General features: G+C 50.1%; 20 protein-coding genes. 8 read left to right on the top strand and 12 right to left on the bottom strand.

Annotated elements, in window-relative coordinates:
• Positions 1-43: 43 nt before the first annotated feature.
• The gene (locus AC2CG4_RS06060) at positions 44-1972 is read left to right on the top strand and encodes a cellulase N-terminal Ig-like domain-containing protein (protein WP_484485396.1); all 1929 of its coding nucleotides are present in this window, start codon (positions 44-46) and stop codon (positions 1970-1972) included.
• Between the two features lie 92 nt (positions 1973-2064).
• Here the strand turns inward: AC2CG4_RS06060 and AC2CG4_RS06055 are convergent, their stop codons facing one another.
• The 5 genes from AC2CG4_RS06055 to gnd form a co-directional block, all read right to left on the bottom strand.
• Positions 2065-5385, bottom strand: a complete 3321-nt coding sequence (locus AC2CG4_RS06055; RefSeq protein ID WP_484485395.1) for a ligand-binding sensor domain-containing diguanylate cyclase — start codon at positions 5383-5385, stop codon at positions 2065-2067.
• A gap of 239 nt (positions 5386-5624) precedes the next feature.
• On the bottom strand, positions 5625-6218 hold the full coding sequence (locus tag AC2CG4_RS06050) for a GNAT family N-acetyltransferase (RefSeq protein WP_484485394.1): 594 nt from the start codon (positions 6216-6218) through the stop codon (positions 5625-5627).
• A gap of 67 nt (positions 6219-6285) precedes the next feature.
• Positions 6286-6435, bottom strand: a complete 150-nt coding sequence (locus AC2CG4_RS06045) for a hypothetical protein (RefSeq protein WP_484485393.1) — start codon at positions 6433-6435, stop codon at positions 6286-6288.
• Between the two features lie 56 nt (positions 6436-6491).
• The gene (locus AC2CG4_RS06040; protein WP_484485392.1) at positions 6492-7289 is read right to left on the bottom strand and encodes a DUF2971 domain-containing protein; all 798 of its coding nucleotides are present in this window, start codon (positions 7287-7289) and stop codon (positions 6492-6494) included.
• An 85-nt stretch (positions 7290-7374) separates the two neighbouring features.
• On the bottom strand, positions 7375-8829 hold the full coding sequence (gene gnd, locus AC2CG4_RS06035; RefSeq protein ID WP_484485391.1) for a decarboxylating NADP(+)-dependent phosphogluconate dehydrogenase: 1455 nt from the start codon (positions 8827-8829) through the stop codon (positions 7375-7377).
• Positions 8830-9159: 330 nt separating this feature from the next.
• On the opposite strand from gnd, the gene AC2CG4_RS06030 reads away from it, so the two are divergent.
• Entirely contained in the window at positions 9160-10347 is a 1188-nt protein-coding gene (locus AC2CG4_RS06030) for a glycosyltransferase (RefSeq protein WP_484485390.1), read from the top strand.
• Between the two features lie 22 nt (positions 10348-10369).
• Here the strand turns inward: AC2CG4_RS06030 and AC2CG4_RS06025 are convergent, their stop codons facing one another.
• On the bottom strand, positions 10370-11287 hold the full coding sequence (locus AC2CG4_RS06025; protein ID WP_484485389.1) for a PEP-CTERM sorting domain-containing protein: 918 nt from the start codon (positions 11285-11287) through the stop codon (positions 10370-10372).
• Between the two features lie 148 nt (positions 11288-11435).
• The gene (gene queG / locus AC2CG4_RS06020) at positions 11436-12548 is read right to left on the bottom strand and encodes a tRNA epoxyqueuosine(34) reductase QueG (RefSeq protein WP_484485388.1); all 1113 of its coding nucleotides are present in this window, start codon (positions 12546-12548) and stop codon (positions 11436-11438) included.
• A 132-nt stretch (positions 12549-12680) separates the two neighbouring features.
• On the opposite strand from queG, the gene AC2CG4_RS06015 reads away from it, so the two are divergent.
• The 4 genes from AC2CG4_RS06015 to AC2CG4_RS06000 all read left to right on the top strand — a co-directional run bounded on the left by AC2CG4_RS06015 (position 12681) and on the right by AC2CG4_RS06000 (position 18158).
• Positions 12681-13415 carry an SIMPL domain-containing protein gene (locus AC2CG4_RS06015; RefSeq protein ID WP_484485387.1) on the top strand — a complete coding sequence of 245 codons (735 nt, stop codon included), beginning with the start codon at positions 12681-12683 and terminating at the stop codon, positions 13413-13415.
• Between the two features lie 347 nt (positions 13416-13762).
• Positions 13763-14833, top strand: coding sequence for a PEP-CTERM sorting domain-containing protein (locus tag AC2CG4_RS06010; protein ID WP_484485386.1), 1071 nt, complete (start codon positions 13763-13765; stop codon positions 14831-14833).
• A gap of 199 nt (positions 14834-15032) precedes the next feature.
• Complete coding sequence (locus AC2CG4_RS06005) at positions 15033-16910, top strand: tetratricopeptide repeat protein (RefSeq protein WP_484485385.1); 1878 nt, start codon at positions 15033-15035, stop codon at positions 16908-16910.
• Between the two features lie 147 nt (positions 16911-17057).
• A complete protein-coding gene (locus AC2CG4_RS06000) occupies positions 17058-18158 on the top strand; it encodes a hypothetical protein (protein ID WP_484485384.1) in 1101 nt (366 codons plus the stop codon).
• Between the two features lie 7 nt (positions 18159-18165).
• Here the strand turns inward: AC2CG4_RS06000 and AC2CG4_RS05995 are convergent, their stop codons facing one another.
• From AC2CG4_RS05995 to AC2CG4_RS05975, 5 genes are all read right to left on the bottom strand, one after another.
• On the bottom strand, positions 18166-18879 hold the full coding sequence (locus tag AC2CG4_RS05995) for a LytR/AlgR family response regulator transcription factor (RefSeq protein ID WP_484485383.1): 714 nt from the start codon (positions 18877-18879) through the stop codon (positions 18166-18168).
• 41 nt (positions 18880-18920) lie between these two features.
• Positions 18921-20003 carry a sensor histidine kinase gene (locus AC2CG4_RS05990; RefSeq protein WP_484485382.1) on the bottom strand — a complete coding sequence of 361 codons (1083 nt, stop codon included), beginning with the start codon at positions 20001-20003 and terminating at the stop codon, positions 18921-18923.
• A gap of 60 nt (positions 20004-20063) precedes the next feature.
• Positions 20064-20981, bottom strand: coding sequence for an alpha/beta fold hydrolase (locus AC2CG4_RS05985; RefSeq protein WP_484485381.1), 918 nt, complete (start codon positions 20979-20981; stop codon positions 20064-20066).
• Between the two features lie 156 nt (positions 20982-21137).
• Complete coding sequence (locus AC2CG4_RS05980; RefSeq protein WP_484485380.1) at positions 21138-21488, bottom strand: PilZ domain-containing protein; 351 nt, start codon at positions 21486-21488, stop codon at positions 21138-21140.
• Positions 21489-21509: 21 nt separating this feature from the next.
• The gene (locus tag AC2CG4_RS05975; protein WP_484485379.1) at positions 21510-23336 is read right to left on the bottom strand and encodes a DUF1631 family protein; all 1827 of its coding nucleotides are present in this window, start codon (positions 23334-23336) and stop codon (positions 21510-21512) included.
• Positions 23337-23529: 193 nt separating this feature from the next.
• On the opposite strand from AC2CG4_RS05975, the gene AC2CG4_RS05970 reads away from it, so the two are divergent.
• Both AC2CG4_RS05970 and tsaE read left to right on the top strand, forming a co-directional pair.
• On the top strand, positions 23530-25029 hold the full coding sequence (locus AC2CG4_RS05970; protein WP_484485378.1) for an NAD(P)H-hydrate dehydratase: 1500 nt from the start codon (positions 23530-23532) through the stop codon (positions 25027-25029).
• Positions 25030-25045: 16 nt separating this feature from the next.
• Positions 25046-25516, top strand: a complete 471-nt coding sequence (gene tsaE / locus AC2CG4_RS05965; protein ID WP_484485377.1) for a tRNA (adenosine(37)-N6)-threonylcarbamoyltransferase complex ATPase subunit type 1 TsaE — start codon at positions 25046-25048, stop codon at positions 25514-25516.
• Positions 25517-25669 lie beyond the last annotated feature (153 nt).

Raw genomic sequence — 25669 nt, 5'->3', positions numbered from 1 at the left:
CCATAACGATAACTAACACCTGTGCGGTGAAAAGGACACTACAATGCCTAACATTTTTTCTCGGTCAATAACTGCAGGTGGGCGAGTGCTCACCTTGGTTTCATTCGTTATTTTCGGTTTGGTGCTGGCAGCATGTGAATCGACGAAGCCTGCTCAATCATCTTCACGCCTGACGGCTGCAGCCCTGCCCAATCTCGACGATGGCTCTCAGCTCGCCAATCCCTTTCGAATCAATTACGCGGGATATTTACCCTTGCAACAGAAAATCGCTCTGTTCATGTCGAGCGATAAAACACCAATTAAATGGCAGTTGTTGAATGCAAAAGGCGAGGTTCTTACGCAGGGTAAGAGTAAGCAGTATTATCAAAACGACCACGCATCGGGCGACAGCTTTTTTCGAATAGACTTCTCTCATTTCACCACCCCCGGCGACGGCTATTTTCTTGCCGTGGGTGAGCATACCTCCCACCCTTTTGCACTCAGCAATGATCCGTACGGCGATCTCAAACTGGATGTGTACGGATACTTCAAAAGCCATCGCCGCGAAGGGGATGTGTTTTCCCGTTCAGTGAAAGATTGGACGAACCATCAGCTCACCATGAATTTTATTGCCGATGCGGGCGATCAAGGCTATTACCCAGTCAATGCCGCTGAGGCCAAGTGGTCATTGATCAATCTGCTGGAGTCTTATCCCGCGATTAATACCTACTACAGCGATAAGCGGGCAGGTATGAGTAGCGTTTTTGATGAATTGGTATTTTTTGCGAGCCCCATGTACCAGTTGATTTTCCCTGGTCAAAAGCTCGCTGTAGCCAAGTTGCACACCAACTCTAATGACACTTGGGCGAAGTGTACGGAAACGACAGGAAAGGGCAGTTCATGTATCTCTATGCCGGAAACCAAAGCTACTTATTCAGTGGCGCGCAGTTTGGGTGCTATGGCTCGCTTGCACACGCGTTATGGTTCGGCAGAGGATGCCGCTCTTGCATACCAGCATGCGTACAACGCGCTTCGCAATGCCGAAACAGAAGATTTTGTATGCCTTGGGCCAGATTCGTTTGGTGGTGAGGGTGGCTACTACCCCAACAATGATAATTGGGGATTATGGCGTGACCCGCAGGGTGATCGCACCCCATGTGCGTCGGGCCCCGAGTTCGATCCGCGTGATGATAATGTCAACGATGATCACTACGCTGCGTTGGTTGAAGTGTATCTCGCCGCAATAACATTAGGGCACGAGAAAGATGCTGCTGCACTCAAGTCAAAAATTCTCTCTCACAATCACCATCAACGTGTGAGTCAATTTTTCTGGGGAGCCGTATCGACCGAGGCAACCTTGTCCCTCTTAACCCTAAAACCTGCTGGCATTGATCTCACCCAGGCAGAAAAAAATCTGTTTCATTACGCTGAACAGGTGCTGGTACACCAAGAGGTTGGGTATCCCGGCGTAACCTTTGATGTGAAATCCGATAAATGGGATGCGGCAGACCAAAATGATGTGGATAACAATTTCCGTTGGGGTTCTAACCGTATGCAACTCAATGATGCGCGTATCCTTATGCGGGCAGCGGATATCAGCCATGCGCGCGGCAAGCACTCGGCTGCTGTTCGTTATACCAACGGCGTTTTGCGCGTCTTAGATCAGATGTTCGGTACGAATGGGGTTGCGCTAGCCATGTTGACAGCGCCCGATTACCCGCACATAGAGCATGCTGTTCAGCGCACGCACGATGCGTTGGTCGATGATAAAAACAGTGGCAAGTTCGTATTGGGGCCAAACAATTGGACCAATGCCAATGATCCTGCCATGCCCAAGTTTGGCTCGCAGCCGGGGATGAAAATGTTTGCGCTGACGGAGACCGGTTGGTCATCGCGTGAAATTTCTATCGACGCTAATGCATCTTTAGTGCCCGTAATGTATTTCGCCACCGAGATTGCGCCAACTTATTTACAAGCGGCGCACAAAAAATAATAGGGCTATACCCAGCAGCCAGATCCGGTAGCGAATTTAAACTCGCACCTGATCTGGCCTTGCTCGTAAGGTCTCTGTTCGATGAGTAGTTGTTACGCCCAAACGAGTGGTGTTTCTGATGGGCTTATCACGGCGAGCTCATTGTTATAAATCATGCTGGACAGGTCACGGCTTATTCGGGGGTACAAATTGTCTTCTGGTGTATTGTCGTTAGCTGCAAGGCCAACACAGCGGTTGCGGCCGGATTTTTTTGCAGCATAGAGCGCGCGGTCGGCGATATCGATCACCTGTTCCCAGGACAGGGTTGCAGTGTGTTCGCGCAAGAAAGGGAAGCTGGCAAAACCCATAGAGCAGGTTTTTTTCAAAATATTGCCGTCGGGTAGGGTGAAATTATGCTGCTCGATACTTTTGCGAATGCGCTCAGCCATCAATGGTGCCTCGTCGCGATCGGCGAACCGGCTCACAATTAAAAACTCTTCGCCGCCCCAGCGCACTACGCAATCCGATTCACGGCAAATCTTAGTCAGCACATCCGAGAGCTGAATCAATAATTGATCCCCCGCCGCATGGCCGTGGGTATCGTTAACTGCTTTAAAAAAGTCCACATCCAGAATAAAAAATGTGAGGTCTCGGGTATTTGGACGCGGCAGGCGATCGGGGGCAGGTGGAGCGTATTCGCGCTGCACTTTGGCTATATCCATGGGGATTAATTTTTGCAGGTAGCGACGGTTATTTAAACCGGTCAGCGGGTCGGACAGGCTGATTGCCTCGAGCTGCGCATAAGCACCTTCAAGCTCCGCGTTTTTATTGCGTAATTCAGCGGTGCGCTCGGTGACTTTATGTTCCAGCTCGCGACTAATATTGCGCGCTACTACTACTTTTTGATGTTGAGTGCGGACAAACATCAGAAGCAGGCCGATAACAACCGAGATGTAAAGGGTGTAGGCCCACCAGGTTTTCCACGGTGGCGGCAGCACAGTGAGTTGTAGGCTGCGTCCTTCTTCATTCCAGATACCATCGTTGTTGCTGGCCTTCACCCGAAACCGATAACTGCCAGCAGGCAAATTGGTGTAGAGCGCTGTGCGCTGGTTGCCCACCTCGCGCCACTGATTGTCAAAACCTTCCAGCTTATAGGCGTAAAGATTTTTTTCGGTATCGCGGTAATTCAGCGCGGCAAAACTAAAGGAAATCATGGATTGGGTGTGATTCAGCGTGATAGCACTGGTTTGGGTGATCACCTTATCTAATAACTTGTGTGGTCCGTGAACGGGCACTTTTTCAGTAAACAGGCGAAAGTCAGTAATTGCGATAGCCGGAGCAAGTTGGTTTTGATTGCTTTCGAGCTGATCAACATCAAAAAAATACACACCATTGCGAGACCCAAACACCACTTCATTTGCGCGGGTAAATGTCACAGCACCAGTGGTAATGCCGCCAATTAAGGCGCCGTTAAAACGCGTGTAATTTTTTACTGCCAGGGTATCGGGGTTAAAGCGCACTACGCCGTTATTGGTACCGACCCACAGGTTGCCCTGATGATCCTGCGTAATTGCGCGAATGCCAGGGTCGGCAAAGCCGTTGCGGGTGCCATAGTGAGTAAAATCATCAGTCTCCGGGTGGTACAGGTGTAAGCCCATATCGGTGCCAAACCACAGGCGTTTTTTACTGTCTTCGTAAATGGCGAGCACGGAACCATTTGCGAGACTGCGGGGGTTTTTGTCATCGGGTAGATAGCGCTTAAAGCTATTATTCTCGCGATTCATTAAGTTCAGCCCATAGGCGGTACCCACCCAAAACCGTCCTTGCGAATCTTCATAGGAAACCCAGGTCACGGCGCTGGATAAGCTGTGGGGGCCGCTTTCGCTGTGCGGGAAGAAAGAATATACGCCGGTCTTACGATCGAATTTAGTCAGTCCGTTGTAGTGTGTGCCGAACCAGATGTTGTGTTCTCTGTCCTCAAAAACATTCCACACCATTAGGTCATTCAGCGTACTTCCTGTCTTCTCGCCGCGCCTGCTCTGGTCCGGGTCAACCGGAAGACTGTCGAACCTATCCGTTGTGGGGTTGTAAACCTGTACGCCCGCGCCCCAAGATCCAAACAGCAGGCGATTTTGGGAGTCGATAGTGCCAAAGAGCATGTTCGGCGCGGCAATTGGTGAATCCTCCCCTGGGCTGTAAGGATAGTGGGTGAATAAATCAGTGTGTGGATCAAAACGCGAAACACCATTGGCGCCCACCCAGATATTGCCCTCCTTGTCTTCGACTACGGCCTCGACATTGTTGTCCATCGGCCCATGGTGGCTGATTGCTGATTTTTGATAGGCTCTGATGCCAATGCTTGAGCGGTCATATAAATGTACACCCGAGGGATAGGTGCCGACCCAAATGTCGCCGGTGCGATCTTCATAAATACGTCTGACAACATTGCTGCTCAACTGGCCTGCGCCGCCGTCGCTGCGGCTATAGCTGAGCCAGTTGTCCTGAGGCTCGTTGTAAAGGCTTAGTCCTGCGCCGTCTGTGCCAACCCACATCCGGCCACTATTATCGACATACAGGCTCCATAAGAAATTTATCGGCAGACTGGTTGGGTCTTTGGGATTGTGCTGGTAGCGCGTGAATGCTTGGCTTTTTCGGTCAAAGCGAAAAATGCCTAAATCACTGCCGCCCCACACTCTGCCCGCGCGATCAACGGCGAGTGTGCGCAGGGTATTTTCCAAAGTTGATTTGGGGTTTTCAGGGCTGGGTAGATGCAGTATGACCTTGCGTGTGATGAAATCCATTTGCGCCAAACCGCTGTCCAAACCAAGCCATACCACATTGTCTTGATCCATCAAAATATCGTTAACCTGATTACTTGGCAGGCCACCGTTTTGTTGGTTCAAAATAGTCACTGCCCCCGTTCCTTGATCGAGAATGCCAAAGCCAGTGGCGGTGCCAATCAAAATATCACCCGTCGGGCTTTCAGCAATGGCATTGATCGCGCCGCCGGCTTCCAGCAAGCCGGCGGGCACATCTATTGGCAGCAGAACTTCGCGATCGCGATCATAGCGGTACAGGCCCGAGCGGGTCGCCGCCCAGAGGTTGTGGTGTTTATCTTCCAGTAACTCCAACACCTGATTGACCGGCTCTGTCTCAGTCACATTGGTCGGGTCTTTCACAGCGGAAATCGGCAAAAACTCATAACCGTCATAACGCAGCAGCGCATTGCGCCCACCCAACCACATAAAGCCTTGGTAGTCCTGCAAAATGGATTCAACTTCGCCGAGGGCGATGTCCTGATTTTGCATAATGTTGCGGAAGTGGATTTTTTTGGGGTAATCAACCTCCGCGACAGCGGTGTCCGCATGACTGGCAGGCATCAGCGCAAACTGCGCAATGGTAAGTGTCAGAAATAGAATCAAGCGTGGTGTCATTGTTATATCGCTAGCTGTAGTAGAGGGTGCTGTCGACCGCAAATTTGTTATCGCTCTTGCGCGGTTATGTGTGGCCGAACTGCATTAAGTTATAGCAGCTAGTAGCGGATTTGGCGGGTTTTCATAGTAGAAATGACGGGTTTGTGATGTGGCACGAGAAATAGGGTGCTCGGGAGGTTGGGCGGTAATACGCGGCAAAAAAACTTTTTTACCTGTGATGTTGGGTGTCGCAGCCTGATTTATGGCAGCATTTTGAATTCTAGGTTCTTCTTCACTGTTGGCCATTCCTGATCGATGATTGAAAACACCACTGTATCGCGATAAATCCCCTCTGCGTTTTTCTGATGGTTGCGCAAAATCCCATCCTGCTTTGCGCCTAATCGAGCAATCGCCGCGCGCGATGCCTGATTGTGCCAGTGCGTGCGAAACTCAACAGCGATTGAGCCAAGTGCTTCAAAGGCATGGTTAAGCAATAACAATTTGCACTCGGTATTAACGTCTGTGCGCTGAAAAGTTTTTGCGTACCAAGTGTAACCAATCTCCAGGCGATGATTTGCATTGTCTGCATTGCAATAGCGGGTGCTGCCAATGATTTTTTGCGTGGTATTTTCAATTACCACAAAGGGCAGGGCGCGCCCGTTAGCTTGCTCTGTAAATGCGTGATCCAAATACGCGGTAATGGTTTCGTTGTTGGGCACCGATGTGTACCAAAGATTCCACAATTCACCATCAGCTGCGGCTTCGAGTAATTCTGCCGCGTGCTCGCGTTTTAACGGAGCAAGAGTGACGCGATTGCCCTTGAGTGTGGTTTCGTAAAGCCAGCGGTTGTTCATGGTATTCCTTTGCGTTTGTCGATTAATTATTTATTGGGCCGTAGGTTGGGCAGCAATGCCAAACACCTCAAGGTTTAAGCCATTTTTTAAGTTTTTCTTTGGCTTGTGCGTGTGTATATACATTTCCTTCCTTGATGGCTTTTTCTCCTCTTTTGATACCCTCCAATATCGAGTCGTTCGGGGGTTTTGGTGGTGCGATATCGGTTATATTTTTCATAGGCATAGAACTTTGATAATAAAAGTTTTGTTGGGCATGGCTGCCCAACCTACGAGCTAAATTCTGTCAATGTGTTTTAATTGGGCGATAAATTTTTTATACAGAATCACATCGATGTTCAATTTTTCTCTTATCTCTTCTAAATGTGGTGGTTCATCTGAATGTGTAAAATTAGCACCGGTAATTATCTTAGTGGGGTGCATTGCCATTGGTAAGCTTATATTCTTTCCCTTTTCCCCATTTTCAAATGTATTTAACGAAATAAGACGAACTTCTTTTTCGTGCTGCCATTCGATACTTTTTGTTGTAAGTATGCGGGTTAGGGTCTCATTGGGGCATAGAAGCAATTCGTGAAGGGATGGTTCTAGCGGCTCGCTGGAATAATTGATAGCGAATAATGGGTTTTCTTTGTCTACTTCGTACTCAATGCACAAGCCTTTGTGACTGTCCGCATAATGCGCCCACATCAAAGGGTGTGTGGGTGCATCTTTAAAAAAGCAACAAACACCGGTTCTTTTTCTCAATAGGTCTCTAATTTTTCTGACTATTGAGTTTCTATCAAGTTTGGACTTGATAGGGTTTTCAAGTGATTCGAAGGAGGCGAAAAATCTTTTTAATTCAATTACTGCTTCTTCAGGAAATGGTGAATGATCATACTGATTTTCTGGGTAAAGAATATCAACACATTTTTTTAGCTTTTTGTTGTGCTGGTCATCGACATATGGTGTAAAGATTCCTTGTAAGAAACAGTCATCTAGGTCATTGAATTCTTCTGGGCAAGATATATGAATCTCGCTATTCAAAATTGTTTGAAGTCGCGTTGCAGAATTTTTTTCAAACCTATAAACCTTCATGCTTATCTCCATTTTAACTTCCCAACAAAAAACCCGAACCATTGCTGATTCGGGTTTTTGTTTTTCTCACACCGCGTTTAAAAACTTAAACGTTGTAAGTGGTCGATGCGGTGTTGCCGCCGCGGCCGGTCCAGTTGGTGTGGAAGAATTCACCGCGTGGTTTGTCGGTGCGCTCATAGGTGTGCGCGCCGAAGTAGTCGCGTTGGGCTTGCAGCAGGTTTGCTGGCAAGCGCGCAGTGCGGTAGCCGTCGAAGTAGGTGAGTGCAGAGGTGATTGTCGGGGCGGGAATGCCGTTAACAATTGCCGCAGCAGCTACACGACGCCAGCCAGCTTGGGCTGCATCAACGGTTTTGGCGAAGTAATCATCCAGCAACAGGTTTTTCAATTCAGGATTCTTATCGAATGCTTCTTTGATATTGCCGAGGAAAGATGAGCGAATGATACAACCGCCGCGCCACATTAATGCGATGCCGCCGTAGTTCAAATGCCAGCCGTATTCTTTGGCCGCTTCGCGCATTAATAAATAACCTTGTGCGTAAGAAATAATTTTTGACGCAAATACTGCGTTGCGCAGGTCATCGATAAAGGCTTGTTTGTCGCCAGTGAAATTCACGGCTGGGCCTTTAATGACTTTCGCTGCTTCAACACGCTCAGCTTTTTGCGATGACAGGCAGCGCGCAAATACCGCTTCAGAAATCAGCGTGAGAGGTACACCCAGATCCAGTGCGATTACGCCAGTCCATTTACCGGTACCTTTTTGGCCAGCGGTGTCGAGGATTTTCTCAACCAGTGGTGAGCCATCTTCATCTTTGTAGGCGAGGATGTCGCGGGTGATTTCGATCAAGTAAGAGTCGAGTTCACCTTTGTTCCACTCGGCAAAGACTTGGTGCATTTCGTCTGCGCTCAGGCCAACTACTTCTTTGAGCAATTGGTAGGCTTCACAGATCAACTGCATATCGCCGTACTCGATACCGTTGTGCACCATTTTCACAAAGTGACCAGCGCCGTTCTCGCCAACCCAGTCACAGCAAGGTGAGCCGTCATCTACTTTGGCGGAGATGTCCTGGAAAATATCTTTCACAAACGGCCAGGCTTCAGGTGAGCCGCCGGGCATGATGGATGGGCCAGTCAATGCGCCTTCTTCACCACCGGAAACGCCGGTGCCGATAAAACGTAAACCTTTGCTCGCGAGGTATGCGGTGCGACGGTCGGTATCGGGGAAGTGAGTATTGCCGCCATCGATAATGATGTCGCCAGCTTCAAGGTGCGGAATCAGTTGTTCGATAAAATCATCTACCGCTTTACCGGCTTTAACCATCAACATAATTTTGCGTGGTTTAGCCAATGAGGCGACCAGCTCTTCAATTGAGCGCGCGCCACGAATGGTTTTGCCCGCTGCGCGACCAGCGATGAAGCTGTCTACTTTGTCTACGGAGCGGTTGTAAGCGGTGACTGTATAGCCTTTGCTAGCCATGTTCAGGATGAGGTTTTCACCCATCACAGCCAAGCCAACCAAGCCTATATCGGAAAGTGGTTTCATAGTAGTAATAGCCTATCGTTGTGGTTGATGTCCTGGCTCTCAGGCGCAATTCAACAGGGCGGTTCCGGTCCCTATCACCCGTTACCCTTCCTGTGTATTCCAGGGAGCAGAGATTGACCGATTTCTATCTAACGGCGCTGCTCTAACGGCTGCGCTCTTGAGGGGGTGCGTATTATTCCTGTTTGTGGCGCAAAAAAACAGCCAAGGGGCAAAACTTATGGCTATTTTCGTCATAGCGAGGTGCAATTTATCTAATGTGATTGGATGTTGCCGCCTTGTGGTGCATTGGTTAGGCTGCGCTCCTTCTCAATATTCAAGGTAGAGATAACAATGACACGAGTGGTATTTTGTTGGGAGCTGGGTGGAAATTACGGCCATATCACCGGTTTTATTAGCTTGGCGCAGGCGTTCAAGGCACGTGGCTGCGAGGTGATTTTTGCGCTGCGCAATTTGCAGCACGCAGGATTGTTGGGCGATGGGGTGACTTGTGTGCAAGCGCCGATCCCAAATTTTATCCCGCGCCAGCGCGATTCTTACTCTTACAGCGGTATTTTGGCCGCTATAGGTTATCTCGATAAAACGGTGTTAGCAGGGTACGTTGCGGCTTGGCAAACATTGTTAAGCGAGTATCAGGCCGACCTAGTCATTGCCGATCACGCCCCTACAGCTATTTTGGCGGCACAGGCTCTCGGCCTACCGGTTGCTGCAATCGGCACGGGTTTTGTTATCCCTCCCTTTGCTTCAGGATTTCCACTATTTACCCCGAGTCTGTCTGAGCCAGATGCCGGTTTGGATGAGCAGCTACTGGCTAATATCAATTACGCCATGCACCAATGTGGTGGTCAGGCTCTCAGCAGCCTGGGCGATATCTTTGATCGCGCTGAACCCTATTTATGTACCTTGCCGGAGTTAGATCACTATGGCGCGCGCGCGGATGTGGATTACTGGGGGCCGCTGTTCAGTGCTGATCAAGGTCTGGAGCCCCAGTGGCCGATGTTATCGGACGTGCGGGCGGAAGCGCGGGTTTTTGCTTATCTCACGCCGAAATTGGTGCATCTGGAGCAAGTGGTTACCGCTCTCGCGCAATTGCCTTGCGCAGTTCTGCTCCACATTCCGGGCTTGAGCGAAACCCAGCGCGAGGCCTGGTCTACCAGTTCCTTACGGATTGAAGCCCAGCCAGTCAGCATGCGCAGTGTGTTAGCGCAAGCGACGATGGTAGTTAGCCAGGGTGGAATGGGTGTTAGCGCACAATGCCTTTTGGCCGGTGTGCGCCATGTAATTGTCCCCACGCAGATGGAACAAACCATGTTGGCGCGTCGGTTAAGTGATATGGGCTTGGCTTATGCCGTGAAAGCGGATGCGACTAATACTGACTATGCTGCTGTTTTTCAACAGGCGTTGGGCTGTGAGGTATTGGCTAACAACAGCCAAATGCTGGCGCAGCAGTATCGGGGATTTTCACAGGATGAACAGATAGGTGCGTTGGTAGAGGATATGTTGGAACTGCTATCCCCTTAAAGGGGATAGCAGTTGATACTACTTATACAGCGGTTTTGCGCGCTTTGCGGCGACGGAACGCCAAAGCTGCAAGACCAGCACCCAGCAGCAAGGTGTTTGCTGGTTCGGGCACTGTCGACGGAGCACCGCTACTGGTGGTAACAAAGTTGCTCACATCAAAGATGGGAGTGGAACCAAAACCAAATGGGTCGTCGAAACGAGCCTCTGGGGTGTGGGCATAACCTGCATCAGCTAAATACTGATTAACGTAAGTATTGAGTTGATACTCCAGAGTTAATGAGGCGCCTGCGGCGAGATAACCCAAGTTCAATAGACCCGCATAACTACCCCATTGGTAAGTCACACCATCACCGCTTAGTGCGCCAAGAGTGGTGCCGTTGGTGGTTAGGCTTTGGCCATTCCACCAGTCGTTAACCGCAGTAAGACTGGCAGAGCTATCCCACAGGCTTACGCCATTAACGCGGATATCCGCCGAGTAGCCCGATTGAATCAGAGTGCTGTCGTCGCTGTATGTGTCCGAATAGCCAAGCCCTAATTCACCGCTCAGGATTAAAAAACTGAAGTCGATATTTTGTCCTGTACCGGTATCGTTAGTAATAGTTGCCGTATGCAGGACGCTCGCGTTGGAGGATAAATCCAGGTTGGTTGACAGAAAGCTTCTGTCCAGAAATGGTGAGCCATAGCTTTTCAGGCCACTTTCACCTGTGTCTTTGCCATAGGCTGATGCGGAAGCATTCGCTCTTACCGGTGACTCAGTGTTAAGTCCAGATTCACTGAGGGCGTAGGTTGAGGAACTAACGCTATCAGCATTGGTGGTGCCGTTGATGCTAACCGATGTGCTTGCTTTTACGCTGGTAGAGATCAACAGTGCGTAAGAGGGAGCCGCTGCCAGTGTAGTGAAGGCAATGCCAATTGCCAGTGCGAGTTTATTGACTTTCATGCTGATAAAAATCCCTTGATGTAATGATAAAAACGCAGTTGCTACTGCGCGCCGCAGTCTACGAAAACGGCATACTTTTTGGGCGCTGAAACTGATTAAAGTGTGACGCAATTCTGTTGTTGCTGTTTTTGGTAAAAAAAATCGACACTCACCTAATGTCGTTGCGGATTTTCCGCTTGCGTCGTCGCTGAGGACTGGCTTGTTGCACTAGCGCCCAGTCGATATGTTCCTGCACCAGTGGCGATGCTTGATCTTTTTTATTCATCAGCGCCTGAATAATCCGCTCATCGCTAGGCGCATTACCCAAACCCACGGCGATATTGCGCAGCCAGCCTTCATAACCTACACGGCGAATCGCCGAGCCTTCGGTGCGGGCGAGAAATTCTTCTTCGCTCCAATTAAAGAGATCGACCAAGTCGCTATCGGCGAGGCCGTGGCGCGGTAAAAAGTCCGTCTCGCCGGTGAATTGCGCATATTTATTCCAAGGGCAGATGGCTTGGCAGTCGTCGCAGCCAAAAATACGGTTGCCGATGGGCTCGCGGAATTCTTCGGGAATGGCGCCTTTGTTTTCAATCGTCAGGTAAGAAATACAGCGGCGCGCATCCAGCTCATAGGGGCGCGGGAAGGCGTCGGTGGGGCAGACTTTTAGGCAGGCGGTGCACTCGCCACACTGATTGACTTGCGTGGATTGATCAACGGGCAACGGCACAAAAGTAAAAATCTCACCGAGGAAAAACCAGCTGCCGGCCGTATCGTTAAGAATCAGTGTGTGTTTACCCGTCCAACCTAAACCGGCTTTTTCCGCGAAGGGGCGTTCCATCACTGGGGCGCTATCGACAAAGGCGCGGTTTTGACCTTTGTTCGGATAGTCGCAGGGCAGTGCATCGTCGATTTTTTGCGCCAGTACACTCAGACGTTTACGGATCAGCTTGTGGTAATCGCGCCCGAGGGTGTAGCGGGATATGTAAGCCTTGGTCGGGTCTTTGAGGATTTTGATTTGCTGGGTGTCGCCGGGCAGATAATCCATGCGCACCGAGATCACCCGCACGGTGCCGGGCAGCAGCTCTGCCGGGCGCGAGCGTTTATTGCCGTGCGCCGCGAGCCACTCCATGCTGCCCTGATAGCCTTTGGCCAGCCACTCTTGCAGGCGCAATTCCGCGTCGCCCAAGTCGATATCGGTAATACCGACTTGCTGAAAGCCGAGTTCGCGCCCCCAGAGTTTGATATCGGCGGCAAGTTGCTGGAGATCGAGGTTTGACATGGCAGCTCATTAATCAGTTGAGCGGTGCATTTTGCCCGAAAACTGATGGGGTTACATTTTTAAACATTTGATTCGGGTGATATTCACTTTCGGCCGCTATAGTGAAGCCACGTTTTCCCACTGGAGTTTTTTATGAAATTGACAATGGTTATTACTGCTTTGCTGTTAAGTGTCGGTGCGACTGTTGGTGTTTCGGCAACCCCTCTGCCTGCACAGCCCCATGTCTATGTAGAAGGTTCGGCGGAACTGGAAGTGGAACCGGATATGATGACTTTTACTCTCAGTATTCAAAAGTCCGATCTGGATCTCGCCAAAGCCAAAGCGGATGTGGATGCGCGCTCGCGCCTGCTAATTGAGACAGTGAAAAAATTTGGTATCAAAGCTAATGATATCGCCACCACCGCGCTCAACATTCGCCCCGATTATGAATACAAAGACGGCCAGCGGGTATTAACCGGCAATAATGTATCGCGCCAGGTGGATATTAATCTGCGCGATTTAAAAAAATATCCCGAGATGATGAAGGCGCTAGTCGATGCCAACATTTCTGAAACCATCAACACCAATCTGACGCTTGCCGATAAAAAAGCGGTGGAAGAAAAAGTGCAAACCGCGGCCATGAATGATGCCAAGGCGCGCGCAAATCGCTTGGCAAAATCCCAAGGCAAAACCGCAGGTGAGCCCTGGTCGATTTCGGAATTTAATAATCGCGGCAACGAGCGCTGGGAACTGCGCCCCAATCGCCAGTTGATGGGTAGCTCAGCAAAAGAAATGGGTGTGATGAGGGCGTCAGATAGTTCAGAACCCTTTGAGCCGGGCGTGATGAAAATTACCGCGCAGGTGTATGTGGTCTATTTGTTGAAATAACCCTTCTGCTCAATCCTCTACTTAGAGGCGGGTGCCGCTGTTGTTGGGGGCTCGCCGACTTTTTGTTTATTTCATCGCGCAGCCTTTGGTTGTCGAAGATATTTACACGGCAAATACAGTGGCGCGCCATTGCGGTGCTCTTTGTGCTTGATATTAAACATTTTTATTGGGCTGGCTCATTTTTTGCTTTTTGGTATTGCTGTATGTCGCTAAGGACAGTTAAAAGGCTCGTTGTTATATAAGAGCCTTTTCAGTGAAGTGTATCCGCGACTTACAAAATTTAGGGCAACATTAATTTTGTTATACCTAAACCAATCACTTGTTTTATTGATGAAGGATCTTAAGCCATGAATCTGTTTAAAAAAATCGCATTGTCGGCGGCACTGTTTTTGCCAGTTGCGGTAAATGCTGACACCATCTCTCCTGACACTTACTCTGCAACCTTGGGCTTAGGTGAAAGCGTAACTATCACCAAAACTGTCACCATCGAAGAATCCATTTCTAGTGGTGTCCTTGATATCGTATTCCTGATTGATACCTCTGGCAGTATGGGTGGCGTTATTGATGCTGCTAAAACAGCGGCGAGTAATTTGCTGGCTGGTCTTTCTGGCTTTGGTAGTTTGGCCACTGGCACCGGCTACTACAGTGAGCCGGGCTCGGGTTTAAATACTGACCTCACTACTGATGCCGTCGCAGGTGCAGCAGCAATCAATGCTATTAACTTGGGTGATGGCGGTTATGGCGGTGACTTTCCTGAAGAAGGTATTCATGCCGTTAAGTTAGCGGCTGAAAACACATCTTGGAGACCAGGTTCATCGCGTTTCGTTATTGCGTTAGGTGATGCAACTTTCAAAGAGTCTGACGGTTCTACCTTGGCCGGTGCACAAGCTGCTTTGGCTGCGAATGATGTCACCTTTATTGGGATTGACTTCGGCAATATGACCCGCACTTCATGGGGTGGTATTGATCCAACCGTATTGGCGACTGCGACCGGTGGTTCTATTGTTTCCAGCGCTATAAGTTCAGATGCACTGATAGCATCTATTTTAGCTGGCGTTGAGGATTCATTTGCTACCTATAGCAAAGTGTCTGTCGATGATCTGGGTGCTGGTATGCCGGGCGTTGATGTTTCTGTTGCGTGCCTGACAGCCGACACTGGTGCTTGCGTGGGTGATAGTGCGGTGGGCAGTTTTGACCGTAGTGTTTCTCGTTCATTTACTTTCGCAGTGACTTTCACTGGTAAAGAAGTTGGCACGCACGATTTTCTTACCCATGGTTTAGTGGGCGGTAGCATTGTTGCGAGTGAGAAAGATAGCATCAGAGTAACAGGTGTTTCTGTGCCAGAACCTAGTGGCATGCTGTTGTTGGGTATTGGCCTGCTTGGGTTGGGTATGGCTCGTCGTCGCGTTAAGGCTTAATACGGCGTTGATAAAAAAAGCGGCCATCGGGTCGCTTTTTTTATTTTGGGGGCTTGGTAAGGTTTTTATGCCGCCGGTCCTTCCTCTTGTTTTGTAGCGGTAAACGCTTGTCGAGAATAATTGTCGGTATATGATGGCAAACAAGGACCTTATGTTAGCGTCCATTTAAATAATATAGATTTGAACAAAGGAGATGGCAGTGATTGCCCCAATATTTCTATTTCGCTTGTGTAAAACCTATTCTCCGGCCATTAAATGGTTGATCCAACTATCGGTGAGTTGGTGTTTGTTTTTTGGCGTACTGACTGCTCACGCGGCGCTATTTACACTTGAGCCATCATCGGCATTTACGGATCAGGGTGTCAGCCCTGTCCCCAGCATAGAGTTGAAAAATCGGATTGGTTCAGAGGCCTTTGTGAATGTCACTGTTGATCCCGGTAAGTCAGGTTTGGAGCAACTCAATCAGATTGCGCATGCAGCGATAAAAAAATATCCAAAGTCAGGATTAGCCCATGAAGTTTTGGGTACGGTTTTATTTTATTCCCATGATCTTGACGGTGCGTTAATTGAATTCAAACAAGCCGCGCAGCTAGATCCAGAACAAGATGGTCCATGGACCAAGCTCGGTATAGTCCAGATGGAGCTTGAGCAAGTGGATGCCGCTGAGTCTTCCCTGAAAAAAGCATTGGAGCTTAAGCCCATGAATCGCGTGGCGAATCAGCGTCTTGGGCTTTTGTATGAGTTCCAGAAAAAAGATTTGCAAGCCATCCAGTATTTGAAAAAAGGATTGATTGATACAGGTAGTCAATATTTGGGAGTGGCACCAAACTTGGCGCAGCTGTTAAATAAACACGATAGATATGCTGAAGCTATCGAGTATCTTGCTCCACGCGTGCCGCTCACCATGGCGGATGCGAGCGTGCATTCTATTCTCGCGACATCTTATTTAGGTGCAGGTGAGTATGCTAATGCGAGCCAGCGGTTTAGACGGGCGCTGGAATTGCAACCTGATACGCGCGAATATCTCTTGGGATTAGCCATTAGCCAGCGCAAGAATAAAGAGTTCGACGCAGCGGAAACAACACTGAAAAAACTGGCGAGCAAATTTCCCAATTGGGGGTCGGTCTATATTGAACAGGGTGATTTAGTCTTGGCGTCTGGTCGGCTTGCAGAAGCAGAAGCCGCATTTGCCACTGCTGTTGCCAAGGGGGCTCGCCGAGCTTCGATTGACTACAAATTCGCAAATTACTACTTGGAAAAAAAACAGCCTGAAGAAGCTATTAAGCGTTTGCGGGGAGGAATTGCGGCAGGGCAGGCACAACCCAGAACTTACACTATGTTGGCTGAACTGGAGCGCGCGCAAAACAATTTGGATGCAGGTCTTGCTGCCTTGCTGGCTGGAGCGGAAAAATTTCCGAAAAATGGTCTATTACAATTTCGTATTGGGAGTGAGTTAGCGGCATTGCGACGCTATGAAGAGGCGCTTTCGTATCTTGAAAGAGCGAATCAATTGCACCCACAAGCAGCTGAAGTTTTGCGTGCTTATAGCCTTGTGCAAAGCAAATTGGGCAAAACTGCAGAGGCGGCATTAACGGCGAAACAATTGTACTTAGCTCGTGGCGAGCAAACTCCAGAAGCATTGCTGTACGCGACACTTTTGCAGCAAGACAAGCAATATTCTCAAGCCGAGTTGACCTACAATAAAATTCTGGCAACTGAGCCGGAGAATGTTGTGGCATTAAATAATTTGGCTGCTCTTTTGGCGGAGCAAAACAAGTTGGATGAGGCGGAAAAAAATGCGCGCAAAGCGAATCAGTTAATGCCTAACAATGCGCAGTTGATGGATACATTAGGGTGGGTTTTATATCAACAAAAACACTACAGGGAAGCATCGGAACTGCTGGTTGATGCTGCTAAAATTGCGCCTTCGTCAGCCATTGTTCATTACCATGCAGGTGTGATTTTTGCTGCGATGGGCAAACAGCATGCTGCTAAAACGTTTTTAGCAAAGGCTCTTGTACTGGATGAAAAAAGTCAGTGGGCGGCTGATGCACAAAGGCGATTGGAAAAACTTTAACACTCCACTCTCTGTATCAGTTCGAGCGGTTTGAAAATATCGAGATGATAAAACAGGTGCGAGGGCAAATAATTGCGCTACTATAATCGGCACATCTAATCGCGAATCACATTCAGGCTGCTTGAGTGGCCGCCTGTAGAGGAAAAAATGAAATACAGTGTCGGTGGATTTTCGTTGGGAATGATCGCCTTAACCAGTGGCAATGCATGGGCTATGCCCCTGGTTGAAGCGGGTATAACAACTACTTATCAAACCGCTAACGATGCGCAGGTGCGCGAGGAAATAACTTTCTCAGGCGATTTGGTGCTGCGCTGGCAGGGTGAGATGAGTGAGTTTTACTCCTACATAGAAGCGAATAACTCACCGCGGCAAATGGGTGTCTCCAGCGTGTTGCCCGAGGTCAATGCCGATGCAGGCAGCGCGTTGGATGATGAGCGTCGCGGGCGAGTTCAGCTATCGGAATTGGGTTATCGCCATTTTTTTAATCCACAGCAAACACTGAGTATCGGTTTGCTGGATGTCACCGCTTATTTCGATCAAAGCCGAATTGCCAGCGATGAAAATGCGCAATTTTTAGCGGTACCTTTTGTGCAAAATCCCACCATAGAATTTCCCGATTACAGTTTGGGCGCGGTCTATGAACATCAGTTGGGTGACGGACTGGCGCTGCGCACTGCTTTGGCATCGTCGAATGGTCTGGCCGATAATCCCAACCTTAGTTACGCCCAGTTGGTGAATGTGGGCGAGGATCACAAAGGAGTGTTTGCGATTGCGGCGATTACCAAAAGTAATTCACATTGGTTGATGCGCACTGGGTTGTGGCTCAATAGTGCAGACCACAGCCGTTTGGATCAATCGGCTGGCGAACAGCGCAACTATGGCGGTTATGGGTTGGTGGGATATAAAACCGGGCAGCACGCCGTTAATCTTCGTGTGGGGCGCGCAAATGATACTGTGTCACCCATAGCCGGGTTTGTCGGGGTAAGTTATCAATACGTCTATCCGTCTTGGGTATTCGGTTCTGGTGCGGCGCTAATGCAAGTGTCATCGCATATGCCGGTTGAGGCCGCCGTGATAGAACCTGCCGATACCCGGCATTATGAAATTTATGCGCGCTATGAAGTTAACCCTTCGCTGTTTGTAACCACCGACGCACAATATTTAGTGAACAGCCGCTTTAATCAATTGGCAGCTCCTTATCATCCGCATCAAACCATTTTCGGTGTGCGTTTGACCTATCTTCATTAAACCTGAACTAAAATTCCATTCGCAGTTTCAGCTCGCGCGCTTGGCGACGCGAGCTGATGACTTCAGTTTTATCTTGCATCACAATTAACAAGCCATCGCCAACCCAGGGTTCGATGCGCGCAATAAAATTTAAATTAATCATCTCTTGGCGATTAGCGCGAAAAAATACTTTGTTATCCAAACGGCTTTCCACGTAATTCAAGGAGCGAGGCAGAAGTGCGCTCTGTGCATTAAAAAATACGCGCACGTAATTTCCCTCTACGGATATGCGGTTGATATCACGGAATTTTACGAAGTGACACTGCTCGCCTTCGCGGATAAATACATGTTCGCTGGCGGCTTTATTGCTGGGCGTTGGCTGTGATGCAGATTGGATTTGCTGGGTTAATTTTTCCAGTGCGGCGGACAGGCGCTCTGGGGTCACCGGTTTTAATAAATAATCCAGCGCATTCACCTCAAATGCACGCAGGGCGTGTTGTTCGTAGGCAGTGGTGAAAATCACTTTGGGGGTGTGATCGCACCGCTCCAATACATCAAAGCCGTTGCCGTCGGGCAGATTTATATCGAGTAACAACAACTCCGGTTGCACTTCATTAATCAGCGCAACTGCCGATTGCACATCGCTCGCTTCACCGGTAATTGTGCAGTCGGTGTGCTCGGCAATTAATCCGCATAGCTCTTTGCGCGCAAGGCGCGAGTCATCCACTATCACTATGTTCATTGTGTGTTTTCTTCGGCTGACGAGATATTTTTATAAATTTATTAAGGGCTTGTCTTCAAAGGTATGGTTACCTGTGCGATAACACGCTCACCCAGTTGTAAAGCCAATGTTGCTTGCGTGCCAAACGCGCTGGTTAAGCGGGCGCGTGTATTGGCAAGGCCAATGCCATTGCCCTGATGCAGCGCGGGCAGTTCGGCGGCTGGATTTTCCACTTCTAATTGCCATTGTTCAGCGCTGAGTAACTGCGCGCGCAGGCTAATCAAGCCACCCTGGCGGCGACTGGCGATACCGTGTTTAATGGCATTTTCAACCAGTGTTTGCAGTAACAGCGGCGGCACCTGGGCGTTGAGTAACGATTCGTCAATGGCAAATTCATATTGCAGTCGTTGCTCAAATTGTAACGCTTCCAGCGCGAGATAGCCGCGCACCCAGTCCAACTCCTCGCGCAAAGTGACGGTGGTGTGGGTCTCCACTTGTAACAGGCCGCGCAATAACGTGGCTAAATCGGCTAGCCCCTGCCGCGCTGCTTGCGGATCTTCCAAAATTAACGCGCGCAAATTATTGATTGAATTAAATAAAAAATGGGAGTTGATTTGGCTACGTAAAAATTGCAATTCCATATCGCGCAATTTGGCTTGATCGCGCCAGTGCGCAATTTCAGTGTCGCGGCGCTTGCTAAATTCACTGCGCAGCAAATACAAAATCGACCAGAGTGTAAGGATGATTGTGGTGTTGATGCTGTAGCCAATGAAACTACCCATGTTGAAGGCGTGGATACCACTTTGCAGTGGAGTAAAAACCAAGACGCCATAAATAAACAAATGCAGCAGACTTTGAATGGCCATTGCGCTGAGTGGCAACACCCAAAGTAATTGCATCATCATCGCGGCAAACCGGGTGCTACCGGTTTGCAGGTGATACAGCTGGCGCAAAGCGTGGCTAGCACACAACAGCAGCAGTGTATGGCTGATAAAAATTGCCGCCGCCGCGCCAGACATTTGCCCCCAGAGCGCAACAAAAATCCAACTAATAAATAGATAACAACCCCAGAACGCCAGTTGCGCCCAGTAATAGGCGCGGCTGGATGATTTTTTGGGGAGGGTCTGCGGGCGATGATTAATCATAATTGGAATTGTGCTGTTAGATGATGAGGTCGATACTAGTTGGATACATAAGTGAAATTTTTATTTTGTAAACTGCAAAAATTGTTGTATTTGTTCATTTACCCACTCGGGGTCATCCCAAGTGAGAAAATGATAGCCGCTTTCTGATAAACGAATATCCACATCCTTGAGCGATGCGTACTGAGTTTGGAATATTGTTTGGGTGCTATCTTTTGTCGAGCCATAGGCTTTATACGCCGCCCAAGCACCCAGTACCAGTGTGGGTTGTTCTATTCTGGCTAAGTCAGCGCGCAAATCTGTCGTCATTAAATCGTACAGGGCTTGTGTGGTGGTGGCGCGGTCACTGGTTTTACTCCACTCCAGTAATAACGGCATCCGTGCCGGATCGTTACTCATGCCATGCAATTGTGCGACAGCATTTTTTTGGTAATCGGTTTGTGTTTGGTTATCCATCATGGTGCGCATTTGCTCCGCTTGCGGACGCACGAGTTCAGCAGTGAGCGCAGGGTTTTGTAGCGCAGGAAAAAATGGCAGCGCATCGACAATAATTAATTTATCGATTAGCTCCGGTGCCTTGAGTGCAATCATTAGGCTTAGTGTGCCGCCTAAACTATGCCCTACCAGCGTGACTTTTCCGGTGGTTTTTTGTTTTACATACGTGATAAGTGCATCGCGCCTTGCGGTTAAAAAATTAGAGTCGTTGTTGTTGGGTGCTAAGCCAGCAAAGCCGGGTAGTTGTACCAGATGGCATTGATAATGCTGCTGAAAATAATTACAGGTAGCGTCAAACGTTTCTGTGCCGCTGTTTAAGCCGGGAATAAAAATCAGTGCAGCACCGTGGCCGCGTACTGCAATGGTCATATCTTTAAATTGGGTGAAATTATTTGTCGCGGCATGGCTTTGGTTGAATACGCCAAGAGCGACCAGAATTCCAAACACTACTGAAAACCATAGACCGTTTTTTTTATTGCATAACATACATTGCTCCTTACCCCTGAGGTTGATTTGATAAACACAGGGTTACTTTAAAAGAGGGATAAATTGTATGTAGCAGGTTTCGTGAGAGTGGTGGTTAGCGCAGGTGAGCGGACAAAATAGCGGGTGAACGGCAGAGCTTTTTGGCGCTTATTGGAGTCAGTCCGCACAGCTCTGCGCAATATATTCTTTCCATTTCACTATGTCGGTGCCGTCGGAATCGAACAGGCTGAGGCCGATTAAATAATCGCCGTCGCTATGGGGGCGACACCATTTCACTTCGCTGACTAATAAAAACTGGCGATCATTTTTTTCATCGCGAATACAGCAGCGCAGGATAATATCGGTGGCGACCACTTCGTGGGCAATCGCACGCAAACCATTAGCGGAAATATCCAAACTTTTACTGACCACTAGTGTGGGTTCGCCGGCGTCGGATGAGTCGAGTTCGATAATCACCGTAAGTTGATTATCCAAACGGTATTCCTGGCGTTGATCGTTATTATTCATAGGTGTTTTCCCTTCGCGCTGTTAAGAGACGTCGCGGCGTAAACCGCGAATCACTTTGGCCAGTTGATCTTCAAAATTGTCGCCGTTGCGCACCACTTTTATTTGCTCTGCCACCAGTGCGGCGATTAGTTGCTCGCGGGTATGTTCCGCTACTTTGCGTCCGACTTGATCGGCAAAAATATATTTGCCGGTGGAACTGATAATCACTGAAAGTTTTGCGCGCAGTTTTTCATTTGGATTTGTTTCGCTGTTAATTTCCACCCAAGCGCCCACTTGCAACTCGCTCACACTTTGTGTGGCCTGCTGCTGTTTGGCGATGGTCTCTGCCGCTTGGCTGGCGGCCTGTTCAATGCGCTGCCGCTCAGTTTCGGCAGCTTGTTCGGCGGCGCGGCGCATTTTTTCGTCGGCCAGTGCGCGCGCTTCCATCATGGCTTTGCGTGCGGCGGCGCGGCGCGCTGCCAGTTGTTGCTCCATACGCGCCTGTTCTGCGACGCGCTCGCGTTCAGCTGCTTCAGCCGCCGCTTGTTGTTGGGCGATCAGCGCGCGCACCACTTGTTCGGCTTTATTTTTTTGCGCGAGTAATTGCGCTTGCACACTGCGTTTGGCGCGTTCGATCAGCGGGCTTATGCAGCGCTGAATAATGTTGGCAATTTCTGCTGCGGGCAGCGGGCGCGCAATGCCGGTGGACAGGCAGAGGGCAAAATCTTTGGTGTTTTTGTTCATCACTTTGCGCCCGGTGTGATCGACAAATAGCAGTTGATCCAACTCCGGATTTTTAAACGCCAGTTTGCAGCGAATATCACTATCGCTGCTGTTATCCGCGCCGCTAAATACAATCCAGTCACCCACATTAATGCGCTCGGTTTGCTGCAACAGTGTTTTGGGAATATGGGTGTGGGCATCGCTCGGGCTGCCGGGATGGTCGAGTTCGGGGAATAGGGTGCATTCCTGCGGCTGTTTTTGGATGGCACTCATCAGGCAGCGATTTAATTGCGCTACGAATTGCTCATAGGCTTGGGCATTGCTACTCGGATATTGCAGGCTGCGCTCCAATTCGGCGAGCACCAGCGGGATCTGCTCATACAACAATTGGTCATCAACTTGGTTGCCTTCGCTGGTAAACAGTTGCCCGAGTGCAGGCAAGAGGCGCTGCCAGCTTTTCCAGAGGGGCAATTGCGGCAGTTCATCGGGCGCGGTATTAAATGCCCAGTATTGCAGTTCACTTTTGAGGGTTGCGGCGATGCTGTTGTGCAACTCGGCTGGCAGTGGGCGCTGTGCCAGATTGCGATTGATGGCATCGGCGACGCGCGCTTCGGCACTCTCAAGTTTCAAGTTAGCCAATTCGGTTTCGCACAGACGGCTTTCAAGCATGGCGGCGCGTTTGTCTTCGGTGGCGAGCCAATTGTTAAAGTCATCAAGCTGCTGTTGCAGCTCAGTGGCCGCAGCGATTTGTGCTTCTTCGCTATTGGACCAATAACGAGTGGCGAAGGCAAATAGCGTGCTGAGCTTATCGAACAATTGCTGATTGGGTTTTGAATCCCGCAGACACCAAGCGTTTGCGGGTGCGGCGATGGCGCCAAAAAATCGCCGCAGTGGGTGTTTCGCAGTGCAATAAAACGCATCACTGCTAGCGAGGTGCTGTAAGGCGGCAGGCTTGAATGCGTAGAGCAATGGCTGCAGGCGATGATCCCATGGGTTGCTTTGGGTAAATGCGGTAAAAAAATCGCTGGCGAACTGTTGCCGCAGGCTAGCGGGATCGCCGGCTTCAGTCGCGGCGATACTGGCGAATACTTCGCCTAGTTGCAGCGAATCACCCTCGATAATGGCTTGCAGGCTAAATTCAGACATGTGGTTCCAAAGCAGAAATGGGATGTACTAATCAATAAAAAGACTTGTTCAATATAGTCAACTTGGCAGAGGGTGCTGCATTTTCTCTGCCATTCCGGCCAAGCCCCTCTTAACCAATACGGCGAAGCCTTAACGTCATTCCAGCAAGTTGCGTATAATCGCGCCCCATTCCTGCCCCTAATGGTCGCGACTCATGAAAATTACCGCTTCATCTCCTATTTTGTACACCGCCAATGACGTTTATGCGTTGGATGCAGCCGCTATCGCCGGTGGTATTCCCGCGATTCAGTTGATGAAACGGGCGGGGCGGGCAGCGTTTGAGCTGCTGCTTGAGCGCTTTCCGGCGCCGGAGTTGATCAGCATTTACTGTGGCGCAGGCAAAAATGGTGGCGATGGTTATGTGCTCGCGGCGTTGACGGCGCAGCGTTTATTGCCAGTGCAGGTTATTCAATTGACCGCGCCGGACAAACTTAGCGGCGAAGCGCGCCAAGCCTATGATTTTGCCCTGCAAGAGGGCGTGACCATGGTGCCTTTTGCGCAAGCGGCTGCGCCAGCGAGTGGAGTGATTGTGGATGCACTGCTGGGCATAGGTCTGCGCGGCGCCCCCACGGGCGAGTTTGCCGCAGCGATTGAACAGATCAATCACAGCCGTTTACCGGTGTTCGCGCTGGATATTCCCTCTGGCCTGAATGCCGATACCGGTGCGGTTGCCGGTGTCGCGGTAGCGGCCAAGTTGACCATTACCTTTATCGCCATCAAACGCGGTTTACTTACCGGGCGCGGTGCTGCGCTGACTGGTGAGTTAGTCCTTGCTAATCTGGAGGTGCCCGCTGCTACTTATGATGCAATCACCTCCGATGTTGAGCGTCTATCTCTGAATGAATTAATTGACCTGCTGCCCGCCCGCGCTGCCGATGCGCACAAAGGTGACTTTGGCCATGTGATGGTGATTGGTGGCGATACAGGTTACGGCGGTGCTGCACTGATGGCCGCTGAAGCGGCAGCGCGCTCTGGCGCCGGTAAAGTCAGTGTGGCGACACGCCCGGAGCATGTGGCGGCAATTCTTGCACGCCGCCCGGAAGTGATGGCCTGCGGTGTGGTTTCGGGGCAGGAGTTGGAGCCATTGTTAGCACAGCCGACACTGCTGGTAGTTGGCCCTGGCCTTGGCCGCACGCCTTGGTCGGAGCAAATGCTGCAACAGGCGATCAAATCCGGCTTGCCGTTGGTGCTGGACGCCGATGCGCTGAATATTCTCGCGGAAGGCCGTGTGGTACCTGCTGCGGCGCAGCAACAACATCGCCCTTGGCTGCTTACCCCGCACCCCGCTGAGGCGGCGCGTTTGTTGGGCATCACCACCGCCGAAGTGCAGGCCGACCGCTTTGCCGCAGTGCGGGCGCTTAGTGCGCGTTATAACGCCAGTGTGATTTTAAAAGGCGTTGGCAGCTTGGTTGCATCGAATGATGGTCTTATCGGTGTGGTGACTGATGGCAATCCCGGTATGGCCAGCGGCGGTATGGGTGATGTGCTGTCCGGCATTGTGGGGGCGTTAATCGCCCAAGGGCTGCGCAGCCACGATGCAGCGCGTTTGGGGGCAGTGGTGCACGCTTGCGCAGCGGATTTGGCGGCTGAAGATCTCGGCCAGCGCAGCCTGTTAGCGACTGATTTAATCCCCTATCTTGGCCAATTGCTCTAGGTTGCGGAGTTAGTAAATGCCTACTTATCAAGCCGCCTATATTGCTGAGAACGAAACCGCCATGGTTGCTCTGGGTGAGCAACTGGGGAGTGTGTTTGCGCAATATTCCAGTGCACTCACCGTGCATTTATTGGGGGAGCTGGGTGCCGGTAAAACCACGCTGACCCGCGGGATCTTGCGCGCATTTGGCCATGCCGGTGCGGTAAAAAGCCCGACCTACACATTGGTCGAGGCTTATGAGTTTACAGCGCGCACTGTGTATCACTTTGATCTCTATCGCCTTGGTGACCCGGAAGAGTTGGAGTACATGGGTATTCGCGATTATTTTGCCGATAACACGCTGTGTTTGATCGAATGGCCCGCGCGCGGTGAGGGTGTGCTGCCGGTGCCGGATCTGGTAATTGATATCAGTGTTGCAGGTGAGGGGCGCCGTCTTGAGTGGCGCGCGCACAGTGCGGAACTCGCCCACTTGCTTATCGCAGCTTAGTGTCCATTGTCCCCTATAGCTATCTCTCCCGATGCGGCGTGTCCAGCCATTGGCTTTGTCGTAGATCTATTAATCCCTCACAAGTGGTGAGGCGACATTCTCGTGATCTTGCAGTTTGACTTGTTGGTGAAAACTCCATTCATGCCCTAGGCT

It is taken from the genome of Cellvibrio sp. ATLC23 (genome assembly GCF_057196725.1).
The sequence above is the reverse complement of the archived record's forward strand: the minus strand, read 5'-3'. Positions and strand labels throughout refer to the sequence as shown.